The 18778-nt window shown below is 41.9% G+C and carries 15 protein-coding genes; 11 read left to right on the forward strand and 4 right to left on the reverse strand.

Features of this window, described 5'->3' with window-relative positions:
* The first annotated feature begins 5 nt into the window (after window positions 1-5).
* The 10 genes from tssE to R7P80_RS19540 all read left to right on the forward strand — a co-directional run bounded on the left by tssE (window position 6) and on the right by R7P80_RS19540 (window position 14106).
* Complete coding sequence (gene tssE / locus R7P80_RS19495) at window positions 6-470, forward strand: type VI secretion system baseplate subunit TssE (RefSeq protein ID WP_017635621.1); 465 nt, start codon at window positions 6-8, stop codon at window positions 468-470.
* Entirely contained in the window at window positions 467-2290 is a 1824-nt protein-coding gene (gene tssF, locus R7P80_RS19500) for a type VI secretion system baseplate subunit TssF (RefSeq protein ID WP_017820213.1), read from the forward strand. Before tssE ends, tssF begins: the two co-directional genes overlap by 4 nt.
* Window positions 2287-3252, forward strand: coding sequence for a type VI secretion system baseplate subunit TssG (tssG, locus tag R7P80_RS19505; protein WP_005375963.1), 966 nt, complete (start codon window positions 2287-2289; stop codon window positions 3250-3252). The genes tssF and tssG overlap by 4 nt, the downstream gene beginning before the upstream one ends.
* A 10-nt stretch (window positions 3253-3262) precedes the next feature.
* Entirely contained in the window at window positions 3263-5830 is a 2568-nt protein-coding gene (gene tssH, locus R7P80_RS19510) for a type VI secretion system ATPase TssH (protein ID WP_017820212.1), read from the forward strand.
* A gap of 208 nt (window positions 5831-6038) precedes the next feature.
* Window positions 6039-6518, forward strand: coding sequence for an Hcp family type VI secretion system effector (locus R7P80_RS19515; protein ID WP_005375967.1), 480 nt, complete (start codon window positions 6039-6041; stop codon window positions 6516-6518).
* A 49-nt stretch (window positions 6519-6567) separates the two neighbouring features.
* Window positions 6568-8403, forward strand: coding sequence for a type VI secretion system tip protein TssI/VgrG (gene tssI, locus R7P80_RS19520; RefSeq protein WP_225491843.1), 1836 nt, complete (start codon window positions 6568-6570; stop codon window positions 8401-8403).
* An 11-nt stretch (window positions 8404-8414) separates the two neighbouring features.
* A complete protein-coding gene (locus R7P80_RS19525; RefSeq protein WP_005375969.1) occupies window positions 8415-8705 on the forward strand; it encodes a PAAR domain-containing protein in 291 nt (96 codons plus the stop codon).
* Window positions 8706-9545 (forward strand): hypothetical protein, encoded by an 840-nt coding sequence (locus R7P80_RS19530; protein ID WP_025767716.1) that lies wholly within the window; start codon window positions 8706-8708, stop codon window positions 9543-9545. It abuts the gene before it with no gap.
* Window positions 9546-9906: 361 nt separating this feature from the next.
* Window positions 9907-11040: an exonuclease SbcCD subunit D gene (locus R7P80_RS19535; protein ID WP_005375971.1), complete on the forward strand. Its 1134-nt coding sequence runs from the start codon at window positions 9907-9909 to the stop codon at window positions 11038-11040.
* Between the two features lie 9 nt (window positions 11041-11049).
* The gene (locus R7P80_RS19540; RefSeq protein ID WP_132936423.1) at window positions 11050-14106 is read left to right on the forward strand and encodes an AAA family ATPase; all 3057 of its coding nucleotides are present in this window, start codon (window positions 11050-11052) and stop codon (window positions 14104-14106) included.
* A gap of 58 nt (window positions 14107-14164) precedes the next feature.
* Here R7P80_RS19540 and R7P80_RS19545 read toward each other — a convergent pair whose 3' ends face one another.
* Window positions 14165-14545 (reverse strand): cystatin domain-containing protein, encoded by a 381-nt coding sequence (locus R7P80_RS19545; RefSeq protein ID WP_017633640.1) that lies wholly within the window; start codon window positions 14543-14545, stop codon window positions 14165-14167.
* A gap of 307 nt (window positions 14546-14852) precedes the next feature.
* Here R7P80_RS19545 and R7P80_RS19550 point away from each other — a divergent pair, with 307 nt between their 5' ends.
* The gene (locus tag R7P80_RS19550; RefSeq protein ID WP_005375974.1) at window positions 14853-15386 is read left to right on the forward strand and encodes a lipocalin family protein; all 534 of its coding nucleotides are present in this window, start codon (window positions 14853-14855) and stop codon (window positions 15384-15386) included.
* 207 nt (window positions 15387-15593) lie between these two features.
* Here the strand turns inward: R7P80_RS19550 and R7P80_RS19555 are convergent, their stop codons facing one another.
* From R7P80_RS19555 to R7P80_RS19565, 3 genes are all read right to left on the reverse strand, one after another.
* The gene (locus R7P80_RS19555; protein WP_047101032.1) at window positions 15594-16589 is read right to left on the reverse strand and encodes a succinylglutamate desuccinylase/aspartoacylase family protein; all 996 of its coding nucleotides are present in this window, start codon (window positions 16587-16589) and stop codon (window positions 15594-15596) included.
* 110 nt (window positions 16590-16699) lie between these two features.
* A complete protein-coding gene (gene yfcC, locus R7P80_RS19560; RefSeq protein ID WP_005387492.1) occupies window positions 16700-18232 on the reverse strand; it encodes a putative basic amino acid antiporter YfcC in 1533 nt (510 codons plus the stop codon).
* Between the two features lie 211 nt (window positions 18233-18443).
* Window positions 18444-18764: a c-type cytochrome gene (locus tag R7P80_RS19565; RefSeq protein WP_005375977.1), complete on the reverse strand. Its 321-nt coding sequence runs from the start codon at window positions 18762-18764 to the stop codon at window positions 18444-18446.
* Window positions 18765-18778: the final 14 nt, after the last annotated feature.

Below are 18778 nucleotides of genomic sequence, written 5' to 3' on the forward strand. Positions count from 1 at the left end.
ATATCATGTCGTTAACCGTTTCTCTGCTCGACAAATTGATAGATAGTGATCCTCTCACTCGAGATGAGAAAGACTTCCCTGCAAGCCAGCAACAGATGTTGAGCAGCTTACTTAGAGATCTAGAGTCGATGCTGAATAGTCGTATTGGATGGAAAAATATTCCTGATGATCTTCTAGAGGTTCGTTATTCAATATTGAACTATGGGCTGCCAGATTTTTCCTCAATGCCCTATAGCAGCCAAGAAGGGCAGAATCAGCTTTGCGACATCGTTCATGATGCAATTAAAGAGTTTGAGCCGAGGTTAAGGAACCCTCATGTCCAGATTTCGGACGAGAAAAACGCTATTGATAGGGTATTGAGGTTACAGATAAATGCCACTTGCTTAATTGATAACAGTATTCATGAAGTGCGATTCAATTCTGAAGTAGAGCCGGTAAATTTAGGTATGAAACTGAGTAGAGCAAAATGAGTGAAGAGTTTCTCAAGTACTATAATCGCGAGTTAGCTTATTTGCGTCACAAAGGGCAAGAGTTTGGTGAGCAGTATCCCAAGATTGCCGCGAGACTTCGTATTAGTGAGGAACAGGTTGACGATCCACACGTAGAAAGATTGTTAGAAGGCTGCGCATTTCTAACAGCAAGGATTAGACAAAGCTTAGACAATAGTTACCCTCAGTTTACAGAGTCTTTGATGGGACAGTTATATCCGGATTTTCACGCCCCAATCCCGTCAATGTCAGTCATTAAAATGAGCTGTTCTAACTCCACTTCCTCTTATTTTGATGTAGAAGAAGGCGAGCGAGTTGTTATCGGTGCTACTGGATATCATGAATGCGAGTTTAGAACTTGTTATCCGGTCAGAATGTATCCTGTTGATGTGACCTCTGGCGTTTTTAAAAATGCGCCTTTCAAGCCAGTTGGCTCACGATGGGAAAGCAATGCTCATTCAGTTTTGAAAGTACAGCTCACGGCTCAAGATGAAGAGACTCCTCTTGGTGAAATGGGGATAGAACGGCTGCGCTTCTATTTAAACGGTCAATCTCAATTGACTTTTAAGCTCTACCAAATGCTGTTTCAAAACCTAATTGGTTTATCTGTTGTTGTGGATGGCAAAGAAGTTCGTCCTTTAACCAAAAGACATCTTTCTGAAGTAGGATTTTCAGAAGATGAGAAAGTTGTGCCATACAGTAAAAGAAGCTTTTCAGGAGCAAGATTACTTGTTGAGTATTTGCACTTTCCTGAGAAGTTTATGTTCTTTGATATCACCGAACTTGGATTATCTGAGCTAGATCTTGGAGAGCAAGTCGAACTGTATTTTTACTTTGATACCAACGATGACTGGCTTCCAAAGCAAGTGGACGAAGAAAGCTTAATGGTAGGTTGTGTGCCTGTAATCAACTTATTTAAAAGTATTATGGAGCCTAAGCGTATTCTACCAACTGAATACGATTACCACTTGTCTCCACAATACCAAGAATCTGAAAGTAATGAGGTTGTCTCAATTTCTGACGTAACGTTGAGAAACTGGAACAAAACGTACCACAATTTGCCATGTTATCACGCTGGTGAGCACACGCATTATACAAACACTAGTGAGATTTATTGGTTGATGAGACGTGAGGATAAGAACTGGGCTGGTGGGTATGATGAGCCAGGTAGAGAAACTTACATTTCTTTTGTTGATAAAAAACATCAATTGTTCAGCCCGGATAGCCGGGAAAACTGGTTAATGTACGTGGAAGCTGAGTGCTGTAACCGCAACTTAGCGCAGAAACTTCCATTTGGAGGTGGGCTGCCGCAAGTATCTTTACCGGAGGTAAATGACAATTTCGAATCTGTTCGTTGTTTAGTTTCTTTATCAGAAACTATTCGGCCAGAAATGGATGAAAGCACACGATGGCAGTTAACTAAGCTTTTAACTTTAAACCATTTTACCGAGGAAGATGGTTTAGCAACTTTGAAGCAGACCCTTAATCTCTATGCATTTTCTGGGACAGCAGAAACGAAAGCGGTAATCGATGCTTTAACTAAGTTAGAGTTTGAGCCTACTACAGGAAGAATTAGTCAGAAAGGCAAAGTTGGATTTGCGCACGGTATAAAAATTATTTTGACGGTTTCTGATCAAATTTTACCTAAAGAGCAGATCTTTCTCTTAGGTAGTGTTTTATCTGTTTACTTCTCGCAATATGCTGAAATTAACATTTTTACGCAGTTAGAAATAAGAATTAAGTCCACGGGAAAGTCTTTCCACCTATGGCCCGCATTAACTGGCGATAAGGTGTTGCTATGAGCGCGGAACAATTTTATCGAGAATTAAAGCAACATCCATTGTTTGAAGCGATTCATCTTATTGAACACGAAGTTCTGCAAGCAGAGGCGCAAATAGGAACAGATGCGTTACCGAAGCATGAAAAGCTAAACTTAAAGGTTAATCCATCATTAGGTTTTGAAAATGCTCAGCTTTGTGAACTGAAAAATATAGATGACAGCAAGTTAGAGATTGAGACCAATTTAATAGGCCTAACGGGTGAGCAAGGTGTGCTTCCCCAGCACTATAGTGAATTAGCTTTACATCGCCAAAAAGAAGGCGATACGGCTATGGTGGACTTCTACGATATTTTCAATCATCGCTTATTATCTCTTTATTATCGATGTTGGCAACTGAGTCAGCTGACTGTTCAGTCTCGTGCGCATGCGCAGGGCGCGCGTTCGCCGTTAGAAAGCTGTAAATCGGCATTAACTGGGAAAGGGAGTTCACTGTCCCGGCACTATGGTGGTGTGTTTGCTTCACCAGTGAGAAGTAAAGGTGGACTGAAAAGTATTCTTGAATGTTTATCTGGATGCCAAGTAAAAGTTCATGAATTTCAAGGACAATGGTTACACCTTACGAAAGAAGAGCAAACACGCCTTGCATCCCGAACTATGCCTGAAGGGCAGTTTGCTCAACTTGGTTTAGGAGCGTCTTTGGGTTCGAAAGCATGGAACATCAACGCGGGGACAACAATAGAATTTCTGCCAAAAGATAAACAGCTAGTTAGTAAATTGCTTCCTAACCAACCCAATATAGCAATCATTAAGAACGCTGCTTATGAGTTGATTGGAAAACATAAACAACTGAAGTGGCAGCTCACCACCAAACATAGTTTGCTACCACAAGCTTGTTTATCGAAACAGCAGGGGCAGTTAGGTATTGGTTCTGTGCTTAAAAAACACGAACGTACAAAAGATCGAACTATAACAATTACTATTTAAAGGAAATGTAATGGCTTCACTCTCACTTTCAGCGTTGGTCGAAAGATTGTCTCCTCAGGCTAAGGAAACACTTGAACAGGCAGCTGCGATGGCAAGCTCCCGAACTCATCACAGTATTGAAATGTCTCACTGGTTAATGATGATTATCCGCCATCCTGACGATATTTACTCTGAAGTTTTTGACGAATTTGATGTCGATAAAATCAAGGTTGAAACCGATATTCAAAAGGCATTAGAAAAATACAAAACAGGATGCCAGTCGGTGCCTGGGCTATCAGCTCATACGGTGACTGTTATGCAAAATGCCTTGTTGTCTGCAACCATTGAATTCAATCAAGAACAGTTGGGGTGCATCCATCTTTTATTTGCCTACTTGTCTGATGATACGTTAGTCAACATGGCTGGTTCGATTAGTCCTGAACTAAACAAGATAGAACCATCTCGCTTATTGAACTTTAAAGAAAGTAATGCGCCTCAATCAAGATCGAATGACTTAGCGCAGTCAAACGCGAATTCCGCCTTGAATCAATTTACAACAGACCTTACTGAGCAAGCTAGGGAAGGTAAAATAGATCCGGTGATTGGTAGAGATAATGAAATTCGCCTAATGATCGATATTTTATTAAGACGCCGACAAAACAACCCGATTCTTACGGGAGAAGCTGGTGTTGGAAAAACAGCCGTTGTTGAAGGTTTGGCGCAAAAGATCATTGATGGCGATGTACCTCCCGCTCTGCAAAATGTGGCAATTAAGTCTCTGGATTTGGCGTTACTGCAAGCCGGCGCAGGCATGAAAGGTGAGTTTGAAAACAGGCTTAAGAACCTTGTTAAGGAAGTAAACGACGCTCCACAGCCTATTATATTGTTCATTGATGAAGCTCATGGCCTAATTGGCGGTGGTGGGCAAGCGGGCCAAGGTGATGCGGCGAATATTCTGAAGCCAGCATTAGCGAGAGGTGAACTCAGAACGATCGCAGCAACAACGTGGGCAGAGTATAAAAAGTATTTTGAAAAAGATGCAGCTTTAACTAGGCGTTTTCAAGTCGTAAAGGTTGATGAGCCTGCCCCTGAACTCGCGATCGAAATGTTACGAGGCTTACTTGATGTAATGGCACAACACCACGATGTTCATATCACTAACCAAGCTCTCAATGCAGCGGTCCAACTGTCAGCTCGATACATTAATGGTCGTCAACTGCCAGATAAAGCGGTTTCTGTTTTGGATACGGCCTGTTCTCGAGTTGCGTTAAGTCAGTCATCTACACCGGGAGGCCTAGATGCGAAAAGAAACAAACTTAAAGCAAAGCAAGCTGAGTATGAGCATCTTAGCCAAGAGAGTCGGCTAGGAGCATCTCTTGATGTGCAGCTGCAAGGTGTCCGAAAAGAGATTGATGCGCTATCTAATGACATTATTGAATTAGAAGTACTTTGGGAAAAAGAAAAAGAATGGGTAAATGAAGCTAAGTCACTTAGAACCCAAATAATCCAGGAGGGTTCTGAAACTGCTAGAGACAAGTTACAAGAGCTTGAAAATAACCTTTCCGCTAACTCACAGCCCTTAGTTTTTTCGCATGTAAATGAAGCGCTAATCGCAGAAGTTATTTCGGATTGGACCGGTATACCGCTAGGTAAACTTCAGGATGATGAAATCCAAGCAGTATTGGGTTTGAAAGAAAGTTTGTGTAAGCGAGTTGTCGGGCAGGATCACGCTTTAGAGCTCATGTCTGAAGTGATAAAAACCGCGAGTGCGCAGCTCACGGATGAGACACGACCAAATGGTGTATTTCTCCTAACCGGACCAAGCGGAGTGGGTAAAACCGAATCGGCTTTGGCGATTGCAGAGAAAGTCTATGGTAGTGAAGAAAATGTCACGACTATCAATATGTCGGAATTTAAGGAAGAGCATAAAGTCTCATTGCTATTAGGTTCTCCTCCTGGTTATGTCGGTTATGGAGAAGGAGGTGTACTGACTGAAGCTGTTAGACGTAAACCTTATAGTGTAATTCTCCTCGATGAAATGGAAAAAGCGCACCCTGGTGTTCAAGATATTTTTTATCAGGTGTTTGATAAAGGCTCAATTAAAGACGGTGAAGGTCGAGATATAGACTTTAAAAACACTATTATTATTATGACCGCGAACACAGGGACCGAAACGACGATGTCTTTGTATTCTGATCCTGATTTATCTCCTGAGCCGTCAGCACTAAAAGATGCTTTACGCGATGATTTGTTGGTCGACTTTAAACCTGCATTTTTAGGGCGTGTGAACGTATTACCTTATTTGCCTCTATCAAGAAAAGTATTGATAGAAATAACAAAATTAAAGTTGGATAAAATTACGACTCGTATTCGTAAGCACTATAACGCTGACCTGTTTTTTGATGAGGAACTAATTAATGATATTGTAGACAATAGCAATGAGTCTGGCAGTGGTGCGCGTGTGGTACAAACAACCATAGAAAATACACTGCTTCCGAAGATTTCTCATGAAATATTGCATGCAATTCTTAATGATAAGACGTTTGATGAAATTATTGTTAAAGGTACAACTAGTGGACTTGATGTCTCAATAGTTTAACATCCTTTACACTCTCAATAATAATTGGGAGTTGGTTCATATTAACTATTATTTTTTATAAAAAACGCTTAAATTAAATCTTATTTAAAGATATAACAGGGCGTATTTAAAATGAAGTTTTTGATACATTAATCACTAATTATCACCAAACGTCAGATAATTAAATTACTACGATATATGTCAATTAATAATGCTATAGGAGATTAGCATGCAGTCTAATACGTATCTTAAATACGCAGATATTAAGGGTGAGGCAACAGCCGAGCAATACAAAGATTTGATTACACTACTATCTGTAGATTGGAGTGTAGGTCGTGAGATCTCATCATACACTGGTACAGCGATGGACCGTGAAGCGAGCGCTACTCGTCTATATGATTTGACTATCACTAAACTTCAAGACCGTTCTTCTCCTGACTTATTTAAAGAAGCGACGATTGGTAAAGGTAAACCAGCGGTTTTCCATATTACTAAGCAGGGTGAGAAGGTTGAAGAGATCATGAAGATCGAACTGACTGATGCGATGATTTCTAACTACTCAGTTTCTATCCAAGACGATCGTCCAGTTGAAACTATCACAATTTCTTACACAGAAATGATGATGACAGTGACTCCTACTGACGATAAGAACAACACTTCTGCTCCATTGGTATACGGCTACAGCGGTGTTAAAGGTCAACAAATGTAATTTTCATGCGGGGGAGTATTCCTCCGCATTTTTTTGAAAGAAGTATTTAATGAAAAGAGCAACTCAAGATAACAATTTCATCCGAATTTCTTCCCCATTCGGTAAAGATGCCATCATACTAAACTCGTTTGAGTATAAAGAAGAGATCTCAGAACTTTTTTCATTGCGTGCTAAAGCTTACTTTAATGATCAACGAAGTGAGTTAAACGAAATTATTGGTAAGGAAGTTACCATTACCCTTGAAAATAATGAGGATGTTTCTTCAAATCCTCGTTATATGCATGGTTACGTTTCTGCTGCAAGATTAGAAGGGAAAAGGGTTTCTAATACACATAAAGGCGAAAATTATAAAAACATAGAATTATTAATAGAGCCTAAATTACGTTTCGCTGAATATCGAAAAAATTGCAGAATATTTCAGCATAAAGATATAAAGGAAATTATCTCTGAAGTACTATCGGAGCATAGTGTTGCCTTTAGTTTTGAGCTAACCAAGTCCTATCCTAAATACACGTACAAAGTACAATATGAAGAATCAGATCTTGAATTTGTTCGACGTCTGTTATCGGAAGAGGGGCTATCATTTTTTTTTACACATACTAAGTCTGCCCATACGCTCAATATTTTTGATGACATCAGTTTTTATAAGCCGGGTACTGAGTTTTTAGTCGATTTTGATACAGGTACGGCGAAATCTAGCCACATTTCTTCTTGGCATGAAACGCAAATTCTGACTACTAAAGCGAGTCAAAAGTCAGGCTATAACATGCTCAAGCCTTCTTCGAATCCTAAAAATACTGCAAAGGGTGAAAGTGATTTTTTTACAGTACCTGGAAGCGAGTATTTTGAATACATGGGTGAAATGGAGAGCAATGATCAATACGCACTGAGAAACACGCATGCAATAGAAGCACTACAGCAAAATGCATATTTGTGTCGTGGCGAGGCTACGTGCAGAACATTCAGTGTGGGCAAGTGCTTCAAGTTTAAAAAGCATGAAGATAAATCTCGAGTCGGCAAAGAATATGTACTGTCTTCTGTTTTTTTGTCTGCTGCTGTTTATAACCAGACTGGTCAAGGTGGGACCGGTGCGCAAGGTGTCAAAGTCTCGTTTAGTTGTGTTGACTCAAAGACAATCCTGCGTCCTTCAGTTAACTACCCGAAACCTCAGATGAAAGGTTTGCAAACCGCAGTAGTTACGGGGAACAAAGATGGTGAAATTTACATAGACAAACATGGCCGTATCAAAGTTCAGTTTCACTGGGACCGTGTTGGTAAATACGATGTAAATAGTTCATGTTGGATTCGTGTTGCGCAAAATATTGCAGGTAACGGATGGGGGTCGGTGTTTCACCCTAGAGTCGGACAAGAGGTCATCGTCGAGTTTGTTAACGGAGACCCTGATCAACCAATCGTTACGGGGTCACTATATAACGGTAGTCAACTCCCTCCTTACGCTTTACCAGAGCAAAGTTCTCAGAGTGGTTATAAATCACGCTCTGTACAAAAAGGTACATCCAATTTTAATGAGTTGCGCTTCGATGATAAGCCTGGTGAAGAGCACATTTATCTTCATGCTGAAAAACTGTTCCAAATGCTAGTTGAAGACTGTGTTGATATCGCCGTTGAAAACAGTAAAACCGAAAAAGTGACCAATGATGTTAATCAAGAGGTTGGTCAGAACGCGAGCTTGAAAGTAGGTAAAAACTTTTCGAATGAAACGGGTGAAGTACTGTCTTTTAATGCAGGAAAGAGCGTCGAGATCAAAGTAGGTGGTGCTTCTATTCAGATGTCTAGCTCTGGAGAAATCAATATCAAAGGTAATAAAATATCCATTAACGGCTCAGCTATTGCTCTTAAAGCTGGGCAAATTTCATTGAACTAAGGTGATTTAAAGTGGGTAAACCAGCCGCAATTTTGGGCAGCTTTCATCTTTGCCCTAAAAAAACAGGAAAGATACCGCATGTCGGTGGTCCCGTCGTTGTTGGTTCACCAAACGTAACGATTGGCGGGATACCTGCGGCAAGACAAGGCGACAAGCTTATTTGTATCGGTCCTCCGGATAGTATCTCAGCAGGTTCTTCTAGCGTAACAATCAACGGTAAACCAGCCGCGAGAGTCGGCGATTCAACGTCTCATGGTGGCAAAATTCTATCTGGTATGCCTACGGTTTTAATCGGAGGCTAGATGCCACTCGCATTTCAAACGCATCTTCTATCCTTTAATGGCCGTTCACACACCGTTCGCGAGATAGCTGATGATTCTTTTAGATTGTCCGAGGAAATCCGACCCCCTGACTTTGCTCAATCAATAGATGAGCATATATTAAGCCTCGTGCGCTCTGAGCGCGAGAGTCTTGAGCAAGCTGATATCAAGGGGAATCTCTGTGTTCTTTTACCATCTTCGGTGGACAAAAGTTTGCTTAAAGCATTGATAAGCGAGCTTTCTATTTTCGTTGACCAAACTGTCAATACTGAAATTTACTTTTATCCTTATGGCCAAGCTGCATTTTTGATGGCACTAAATCGGATAAATCGTGAAGTTAATGAAACGCAAGCGACTTGGATACTGGCTATAGAGGTTACGAGTGATGTAGAAGGGCATGTCAAACCTCAAAGCTCTATCATTTTAACCAAGTGTTTTTTTCGACATTCAGGTCTTGTGCCTGATGTTGTTCGAATTGATTTAGATGCCAAACAACAACGCATCGCCGTGGACAAGGTGTTTAAGCAATTAGGAGTAAGTTGTGAACATCCACTCAGTCAATTGTATTTATCCGTTAATAAGGAAGAACCGCAATGGTTAAACTCAATGCAATTCTTGTCTCCGTGGGTGACCGATCAAACTCAGTATCAATTTGTTGATATCAAACTTGGCGGATTGGGTGCATGTGGCGGCGTTTTAAAAGCGTTAGTGATTGATGAGCTTCAAAGAAGCAGCCCCTGCCCAGACTTTCACGTGTTGCAAGCGGACATCGAGTCAGATGGCTATGCAGTAGGAGTAATATACAATTGGCGTAGTGAATAGGTCTGGCTATTGCTTTTCCTTCTAGTAGTAGCTGAGGTTTTAGTGATGCAAATGTTATGGGGGATTGACTCGAAACTGGCCCTTTAATGATGTTTGGACAATGACTAGGCGCAGCTTGCTTTTCAAAATAGCTTTGCTCACCGCGTTTTTACAGTGTTCTTCTCGCTTTCTGATTAAATAGCCAGCCATAGAACACAAACCACATGAAAAGCTGTTCGACTCAAGATATCCTTACCGAAATAAAATAACTTGAGTTTTGGCTTGTTCGAGATCCCACCCGTGACGCATTCCTTTTTATAAACGGTACATTGACTCTGACAGAAGCAAGCCTACTCATAGAATTGGCGGAAAGTGAATTCGAATGAAGTTTATCCACACCTCAGATTGGCATCTTGGTCGACAATTCCACAACGTATCACTACTCGAAGATCAACAAGCAGTACTCGAACAACTGATTAACTATATTGAACGCAACCCCGTCGATGCAGTTGTAGTGGCGGGAGATATCTATGACCGTTCGGTGCCACCAACGGTTGCAATAGAACTGTTAAATCGAGTCGTGAAACGCATTTGTACCGAGTTAGAAACACCAATGATATTGATATCTGGCAACCATGATGGTGCAGAAAGGTTAGGTTTCGGCTCAGAGCAAATGAAAAATGCAGGTCTCCATATTGTTAGCAACTTTGAAGAGATGCTCACTCCCATCATCATAAAAACGGACTCTGCGGACGAGGTCGCGTTTTATGGTATGCCTTATAACGACCCTGAACAGGTCAGGTTTGCCTACAAAGCCTCGGTATCCACTCATGATGAGGCTCATCAATTGCTTGTTGAGCAAATTAAAGAGCGCTTTATCTCTAAGCAAAAGCGCGTGCTCGTGAGTCACTGTTTTGTTGATGGGGCTATCGAGTCAGACTCTGAACGACCATTATCTATTGGTGGTTCTGATCGCGTGAGTCATGAACACTTCTTAGATTTTGACTACGTCGCACTTGGTCATTTGCATCAGCCTCAAAAGAAAGGCGCAGAGCATATCCGTTACTCTGGCTCTCTCATGAAGTATAGCTTTGGTGAACAGAACCAGAGAAAAGGTTTCACGTTAGTTGAACTGGACAAGAAAGGATTCGTTTCTGCAAAGCATATTGATCTTACGGCTCCTCATGAAATGCGTATTGTAGAGGGCGAGCTGGATAAAGTTATTGAGCAAGGGAAAACAGACCCCAAGAATGAAGATTATTTGTTAGTTCGTTTGATGGATAAACATGCGATTTTAAACCCAATGGAAAAACTTCGTTCAGTGTATCCAAACGTTTTACACCTTGAGAAACCTGGCATGTTAATTGGGGTAGAGCAGGAAATGGCGCAAGCAAAGTTGGCGCGAAGCGAAATTGATATGTTCCGAGATTTTTTTATTGAGGCGCAAGATAGCCAGTTGTCTAAAGAGCAAGAGCAAGCTGTTACTGACATTATTAAGCAATTATCACAGCAATAGGGACCAAAGATGAAACCAATTAAACTAACCATGCAAGCCTTTGGTCCGTTTGCAAAAACTGAAATCATTCATTTTGAGAAGCTTGGCAGTAACCCTCTATTTTTGATTAATGGTCCTACAGGTTCCGGTAAAACGTCGATCTTAGATGCCATTTGCTTCGCCCTTTATGGTGAAACCACAGGTAATGAGCGACAAGGTATTCAGATGCGGTGTGACTTATCCGCGCAAGACTTACCAACCGAAGTAGTTCTCGAATTTTCGTTACACGGCAAACAATACCGAGTTGTTCGATCCCCTGAGCAGGAAGCGCCCAAGGCCCGTGGTGAAGGGATGACGATTAAAAAGCACACTGCGGCTCTTTATGAACTCGGTGAGACTGAAACGCTTATCACCAGCAAGACGACTCAGGTTAAAACTGAAGTTAGCAATATTATTGGCTTGAATGAAACTCAATTTCGTCAAGTTATGGTGTTGCCTCAAGGAAAATTCCGAGAACTGTTGCTTGCTAGCTCTAAAGAGCGTGAAGAAATTTTTGGCCAGCTCTTTCAAACTGACATATATAAAAAAATTGAGTACGCGCTCAAAGATAAAGCGAGTGCAATTAGTAAAGCGAAAGGCGAATTTGATAATCAAATTCGAGGTGCTTTACAAGTTGCAGAAGCGAGTTCTGAACAAGAACTATTACAACAACTGGAACAAGTAACTAAGCAATTAGAGTCTGATAAAAAGAATGAGCAAGCAGCGTTAGATAAGCTCAATACTGCTAAATCTGAATTGCAAAAAGCGGAAACCTTGAATGGAGAGTTTTCGAAACGAGAGCAAGCAGAAAGCGCACTCAAGCTGCATCTAGAACACTCAGATTCGATAAAAGCTCGTCAACAGCAATTAGAAAACGCTAAAAATGCCAATAAGATAGAGTTGCCCTACATCTCATTACAAAATGCAAAAGCTCAAACGCAAGAGCTTAGGCAAAAAATCGTAGCTTTGGAAGAGAGTCTCGAAAAAGCTAATGTCGTTGCGAGAGAACAAGAAAACTTGCAGCAAAGTGCAAAAGAGGCAGCGGCAAAGGTCCCGCAGTTAACGCAACTGCAGTATCAACTTGAAAGTATGAAAAACAAGTTGGTCGAGAAAGACAATTTGGAAAGTAAAATAACGGCGGGTTATCAACAAAAACAACAATTTGAAGCAACGTTAAAACAGTACATAGAACTAAAAGATAAGTTAACGTTACAGGCCCAGCAGGGACAGAAGGAGCTAGAGAAAGCACGAGTTGATGTTGCGCTTATTGGCAGCATCGATGCGGAAATAAAACAAAAACAACGGCTGTTACAGGATCTACAAAAGCTGCATGATCTTACTTTAGAGCTCTCTAAACTCAATGCGCTAACTGTAGGCAAGCAGCAGTCACTACACGAAGCCAGTCAGCGCTATATGCAGCGTCAACAAGCCGCTGATACGATAGAGCTTAAGTGGCACAACGCTCAAGCGGCAGTATTAGCGCAGCGACTAAAAGCAGGTGAAGCATGCCCGGTGTGTGGTAGCGAAACGCATCCTAACCCCGCAACGTTTGTTGAAGAAGCCGTTACAAAAGAGCAAGTTCAGGCGGCTAGAGCTAAAGAGCGAGAAGCTCAAACCTTGTTGAACCAACTAAGCAATCAGCTAGAACAACATAACGTTGTCATTAGTCAGTATCAGAATCAGTGTAACCAGTTGAAAGAGGAGTTGGGTGAGTATGCTACATCTGAGATCTCGACGGTTCAAAATGATTTGCAAGCGATCAATGCTCAACTCCTACGTCTACAAGCTATTGATATTGAAAAGCTAGAAAAGAACGTTGAACAGCTTAATCAACGCTGCGTCGTGGGTGAAAATAAAATTCATGAGCTGCAGAATAAAATGGCGGCAAATGAATCAACCGTTAAAGCGAACCAAGAACAATTGGCTCAATTACAAGCTTCTATTGACCCAAAATACAGTTCCGCTGACTTGCTTGAACGTGAAATTTTGCTGACAAAAGAGCAAATTCTGAGTTTGAACACAGGCTTAGAAAAGGCGCAAACCGCTTTGCAGCAAGCGATATTGGAGAAATCAAATGCGGAAAGTCACTTAGCGACGAACAAGCAGTGGTTATCTGAGTCAGAGCAAAAACTTAGCCAAGCAGAATTAGCGTGGAATGAGGCACTACAGGCGAGTAAATTTGAGGATGAAAGCCATTATCTAAGTAGTCGAGTGGGAGATGATGAACTTCAAGCCTGGCAGCAAGAAATAGACAGCTTCAAACAGGCACAAACCAAGCTTGAGCAAACACTACATGATTTAAATCATGCATTGAAAGATCTTGAAAGGCCTAATTTAGAGTTGTTTAATGACAGGTTAACCACTCTGCAGGCGCAATATATTGAAGTAAGGAATCAACTTGATACCACACGCTCAATATTTGAACGTCTTGAAAAGGTTCGTAAAGATATTGCCGTGTTGCATGAGAAAAATAGTAAGTTAGAAGAAGAATACAAAGTCTTTGGTACGTTGTACGACGTTGCTAGTGGTAAAACAGGCAGCAGGGTTAGCCTACATCGCTTTGTTCTTGGTGTACTGTTGGATGATGTGCTGATTCAGGCCTCCCAACGTTTAAGCCTTATGAGTAAAGGGCGCTATATTCTTGCTCGAAAAACAGAGGGCTTCAAAGGTGCTGCGGGTCGCGGCTTAGATTTAATGGTTGAAGATGGCTACACAGGAAAAACGCGTGATGTTGCGACACTTTCCGGCGGTGAATCATTTATGGCAGCGCTTGCTCTGGCACTTGGTTTGTCGGATGTTGTGCAATCCTATAGTGGCGGTATTCGTTTAGACACTTTATTTATTGATGAGGGCTTCGGTAGTTTAGACCCAGAGTCTTTAGATCTTGCTATTCAAACGCTAGTGGACCTGCAACAGACTGGGCGCATGATCGGTGTTATTTCTCACGTTTCTGAGTTGAAAGAACAAATGGCGCAGAGGATTGATGTAGAACCATCAAGACTTGGTTCAACGGTGTCGATTAAATCTCAATGTCGCTTCGCTGTCTAATTCAGTGACTACTGTTAGATCAAAAAGCCCCTAATGTTGGGGCTTTCTGACTAAGTCGCTACTGTTCGCAAAAGTGGCCTTCTTTTGGCGATTGGGTAATCGCATATTCGCCATCGAGGTTGCGATAAACAATCGTGTTCCAAACAGAGCCATCATCCAATTCAAACTCAATAGCATAGTTGACGCCGCTAACGATTTGCGCGTGAACATTCAGTATTTGTTTAAACGACGCTATTGTGTCCATTTTCTTTAAAACAAAGGCCATTGCCTTTTGTGCATCAGGGGTCGCGTTAAACTCATTCCACCCACCTGGCATGTTTCCTTGTGCATTACATACATCTGCCGAGGTCGTTAATTGTGTCGTTGCGCTCGGCTTTTCCTGCTGACAACCTGCAAGTAACACCAAAAGTGCACAAACTGACACTGTTTTTAATTTCATAACAATAACCTCTGTCTATAACGCAACGTATTATAGGAGGGTGATATGCCTACGAATGTCTATGTTGTGCAAAGTTTCTATATGCATAGGGTTAAATGCTGACAAAATGTACAAGCATGGTCAGCTTGTAAGTCAAAAATAGAGCAATCTTGTTATCGATTTGCTGAGATGACGAGGTTTCGGTGTTCAGCGCGCTATTGATGATGAAGAATTGTGATGTGTACCTATTAGGGCGATGGTGCGGCTTAGTGATCGATTTGTTATCTTCTAGAGTAAAATCAATCACTAATTAAAATTTAGGTGTTGTATGAAATCGATAAAAATATTTTTACTTTTGTCACTTGCAACTTTATTTGGTTGTACCTCGAAGCCGGATGGGGTGGAACCCGTCAATAATTTCGATTTAGAGCCATATCTAGGTAAGTGGTACGAAATTGCACGCCTAGACCATTCATTTGAGCGAGGCTTATCCAACGTTACCGCTGAGTATCAGGTTCGCGAGGATGGTGGGGTTAAGGTGATAAACCGTGGATATTCCGAAGAAGAGCGACAGTGGTCAGAAGCTGAAGGCAAAGCTTATTTTGTTGAAGATAAAACGGTTGGACACTTAAAGGTTTCCTTTTTTGGGCCAATATACTCTTCTTACATTGTTTTTGAGCTAGGTGAAAACTATAACTATGCGTTTGTTTCCGGTTACAACCACGACTATTTGTGGCTATTGTCTAGAACGCCTAACGTTGATGAGAAAGTAGTGGAGCGCTTTAAGTACGTAGCTAAAGAGAAAGGTTTCGCTATAGACGAGCTCATTTTTGTTGAACAAGAGAAACAAAGACAGCTTTAAGTTCATCAGCGTGGCTGAAAAAGCGGACAGAGGGGAAGCTTCCTAATTAAGAGCTCAGTTTGTCATTTCGCTTAACAGTAATTTGTTACTGCGTAACTTAATGTGGTCAAAATGGATATAGCCCCATCATTTGTGATTACTCGTGATGGGGCTTATATAAATTTGAGTGAGCGTCGAAAGGTTGATCTATCAACAAACGGTTATGGTTTACTTAATCAAACGAACGATCAGGGAGCCTGGTGCTCGAATAGATTCAACATTGTGGCTAAGTACTGTGCCGCTTGTTGGGGCGGTGTAGCGTTTAATCTCAGCGCCAAAGCTGTCGTATTGAATCGCAAGAAGTTGACCTTGCTCGACAAAATCCATCAAACTAACATGAGGCAGTACAAAGCCGCCGTGTGTCGCTTTCACACTGATGATTTCGTTTCCTTCCAAGCATGACGTAATAGTGTCCACATCACCTTCAGCAATGTTATGCTCTTTCAGCACATTAAAAATGCCTGTTACAGTTCGACTGATGAGCTCTTGCTCGGTGTATCGCCCCATACCTACTTCAACTGTAATGCTTGGGACACCGTGGTTATTCCAAACCGTTTCAAGGACGCCAGCATCTCCAGGATCATTTAAAATCGCATCAGGATTAATGAGACGAGCCATTTCTAATGATTGCTCGATTCGGAAATCTGCAAACACGTAAAGCGGATAGGCCGCACCACTGGTTTGAGTGTGAAGGTCAATGGCTAAATCAGCATTTGGTTTGAGCAAATCATTCCACAATGCATATAAGTAGCGTTGGGCTTCATTGCCGTTTTGGTCACCAGGAAAAAAGCGGTTTAAGTTTGCAGGAGACGCATCAGGGTCTGCGGAATAGAAATCACGGCTGTGGTTTAGCATACCTGGCATGTTAACGGTTGGAACAATAGTGACAGTACCAGCGACTTCAGTGCCGATGAGCTCTCGAGCAGTTTGCTGCGCTGCTAACACACCATTGTACTCATCACCATGAACCCCTGCGGTAATCATGATTTTCTTGCCAGGTTTTTCACCTTTGAACACTAGCACAGGTAGGTGTTGCCACTGAGAGAGAGCATTCGTTGCGATGCGAAACCAAAACTTATGCTCGCCCGAATTTAGGTCTGCTACATTGAGAGATTGAATCACTTGATGACCTTGAATCACGTCATCGAGAAATTGTGTTGCCATTAAAGTTACCACTCCAAAACCATGAGCTAATCTAAAACCTTAGCGTCGTCATACCATGAATATTAATAAGGCGAGAACATGTCTCGCCTTAATTACCAATTGGCTTCGTTTTACGCAAAACCCATAATATGGGCTGCGATAACGACGATACTTGATAGGGTAAAGAGTAATAGAATAAATCGCCAGCAGAATTTTGCCCAGTCACCCCAGTCGATACGGCAGACACCAAGCGTTGCCATGAGAGATGCCGAAGTAGGGACGATAACGTTAGTAAAGCCATCGCCAAGTTGGAATGACAAAACTGCCACTTGGCGCGTAACTCCTGCAATGTCTGCCAGAGGGGCCAGTAGAGGCATCGTTAGTGCCGCTTGTCCGGATCCTGAAGTGACGAAGAAGTTGAAGATAGATTGGAATACATACATTAACCATGCCGCAGCCACGTCAGGAAGCCCGCTAATCACGCCGCCAGCACTGTTTAGAATTGAATTCAGTACACTCGCTTCATCAGTTGTACCACCACCAAGTATAAGCAATACACCTTTCGCACAACCCACTAATAGGGCAGGTGCAAGCATAATAGCTGCACCTTCTTTAAATGCATCAGCTGCGCAGTTTAGCGTCATACCGTTCAGGCGGAAAATCGTACCGATGATCGCGACAACAAAGCCCATAGTGAAAAATTGAGAAGCGATTTCTGGGATGTACCATGCGTTAGCGACTACGCCCCAAACGACCCACACCGTGGTCGCAATAACCGTAAGGATAACGAGTGTGTCACCTAGGTTCCAACGAGAATCTTGATTGCCAAGCTCTTGCTGACGGAAATACTGGTCTGTGCGGTGGCTGTAAGAAAGTTTAGGATTTGACTTCACACGAGCGGCGTAGATCATTGTGAAAGCGATACCGATTAACGTAAAGCCAGCCCATAACCCCATGCGCACTGTCATGCCAGATAAAACAGGTACACCCGCAATGCCTTGCGCAATAGCGACGGAGAAAGGGTTCATCCAAGAAGTAGCAAAGCCAATTTGAGTCGCAACATAGGTAACCATTACCGTAGTGATACCATCATAACCAAGGCGAACCATAAGCGGCGCGATAATAATCGCAAATGCTACGGCTTCTTCACCCATACCAAATACCGCACCGCCTAGCGAGAACAGCAAAAATAGCACTGGAATGAATAGCGCTTCGTTACCTTTGGTCTTATCGATAAGGCGCAGGATACCGTTATCGATTGTGCCTGTGCGCATTACAACGCCGAAAGCACCGCCGATAACCAACATGAACATAATCACGCCGATTGCGCTGCCCCATTTAGAGCCAGAAACTAGCCCTTCGAAAGGGAAGTTCATCAGACCAATGCCACCACCAGAAGCAAACAGGCCAACCTTGTTGTAAACCAATTCACCGTTTTCGTCGGTAGCATAAGAGAAAGAAGAAGGATCGATAACTGTGCGAGTTTTTTCTGCACCGTCGACCATGTAGGTCACCTGTTGGCTATCAAAATGACCAGCAGGAATTAAGTAGGTAAGAATCGCAGCAAGAATACCAACAATGAAGATCAAAATGAGGGTATCTGGCATCTGCCACGACTTAGGGGTAGCAACCGAGTCTGCTGGTTGCGCATGTGTGTGAGACATAACTTACTTCACGTCAAATTCAATAAAGCATGAAATATCGATAAAATAGAATAAAAAGTCAATATTAATGCTTATGTTGAACTATAAATTCATCAAATATTTGAAGTGAAGTTAATTTGATTGTTTTGTGGTCAAATGTTGGGTTAATGTTTCAATATGCGTTGAGTTTGGATGATTCACGAGCTTTCATAGTCATCTACAGGTGATCTAATTACTTGATTTCTGTCTGTTCTGCATAAAAAGCAGCGACATCACGAAGGTCTTCATCATTTAACATTTTTAACTGTGCTGCCATCATTTCTGCAAGCGGCCCTTTACGCTCACCGGCTTGATAAGATTTCATTGCATTGTAAAGGTACTGAGAATTTTGACCAGCAAGGCTTGGATAGGTGTTGTTCGTTGCGATGCCTTTAACACCGTGACAATAGACACAGCTAGGTGATTTGATTTTACCTTTATCAGCATCACCAAACGGCTCGGCATGGATAGCGGAAGAGAAAATAAAAGAGATTAGAAGTACAAACCTGAGCATGGAGGTTATCTATT

The sequence above is a fragment of the Vibrio sp. 2092 genome, assembly GCF_033339635.1.
Lineage (GTDB): Bacteria > Pseudomonadota > Gammaproteobacteria > Enterobacterales > Vibrionaceae > Vibrio > Vibrio alginolyticus.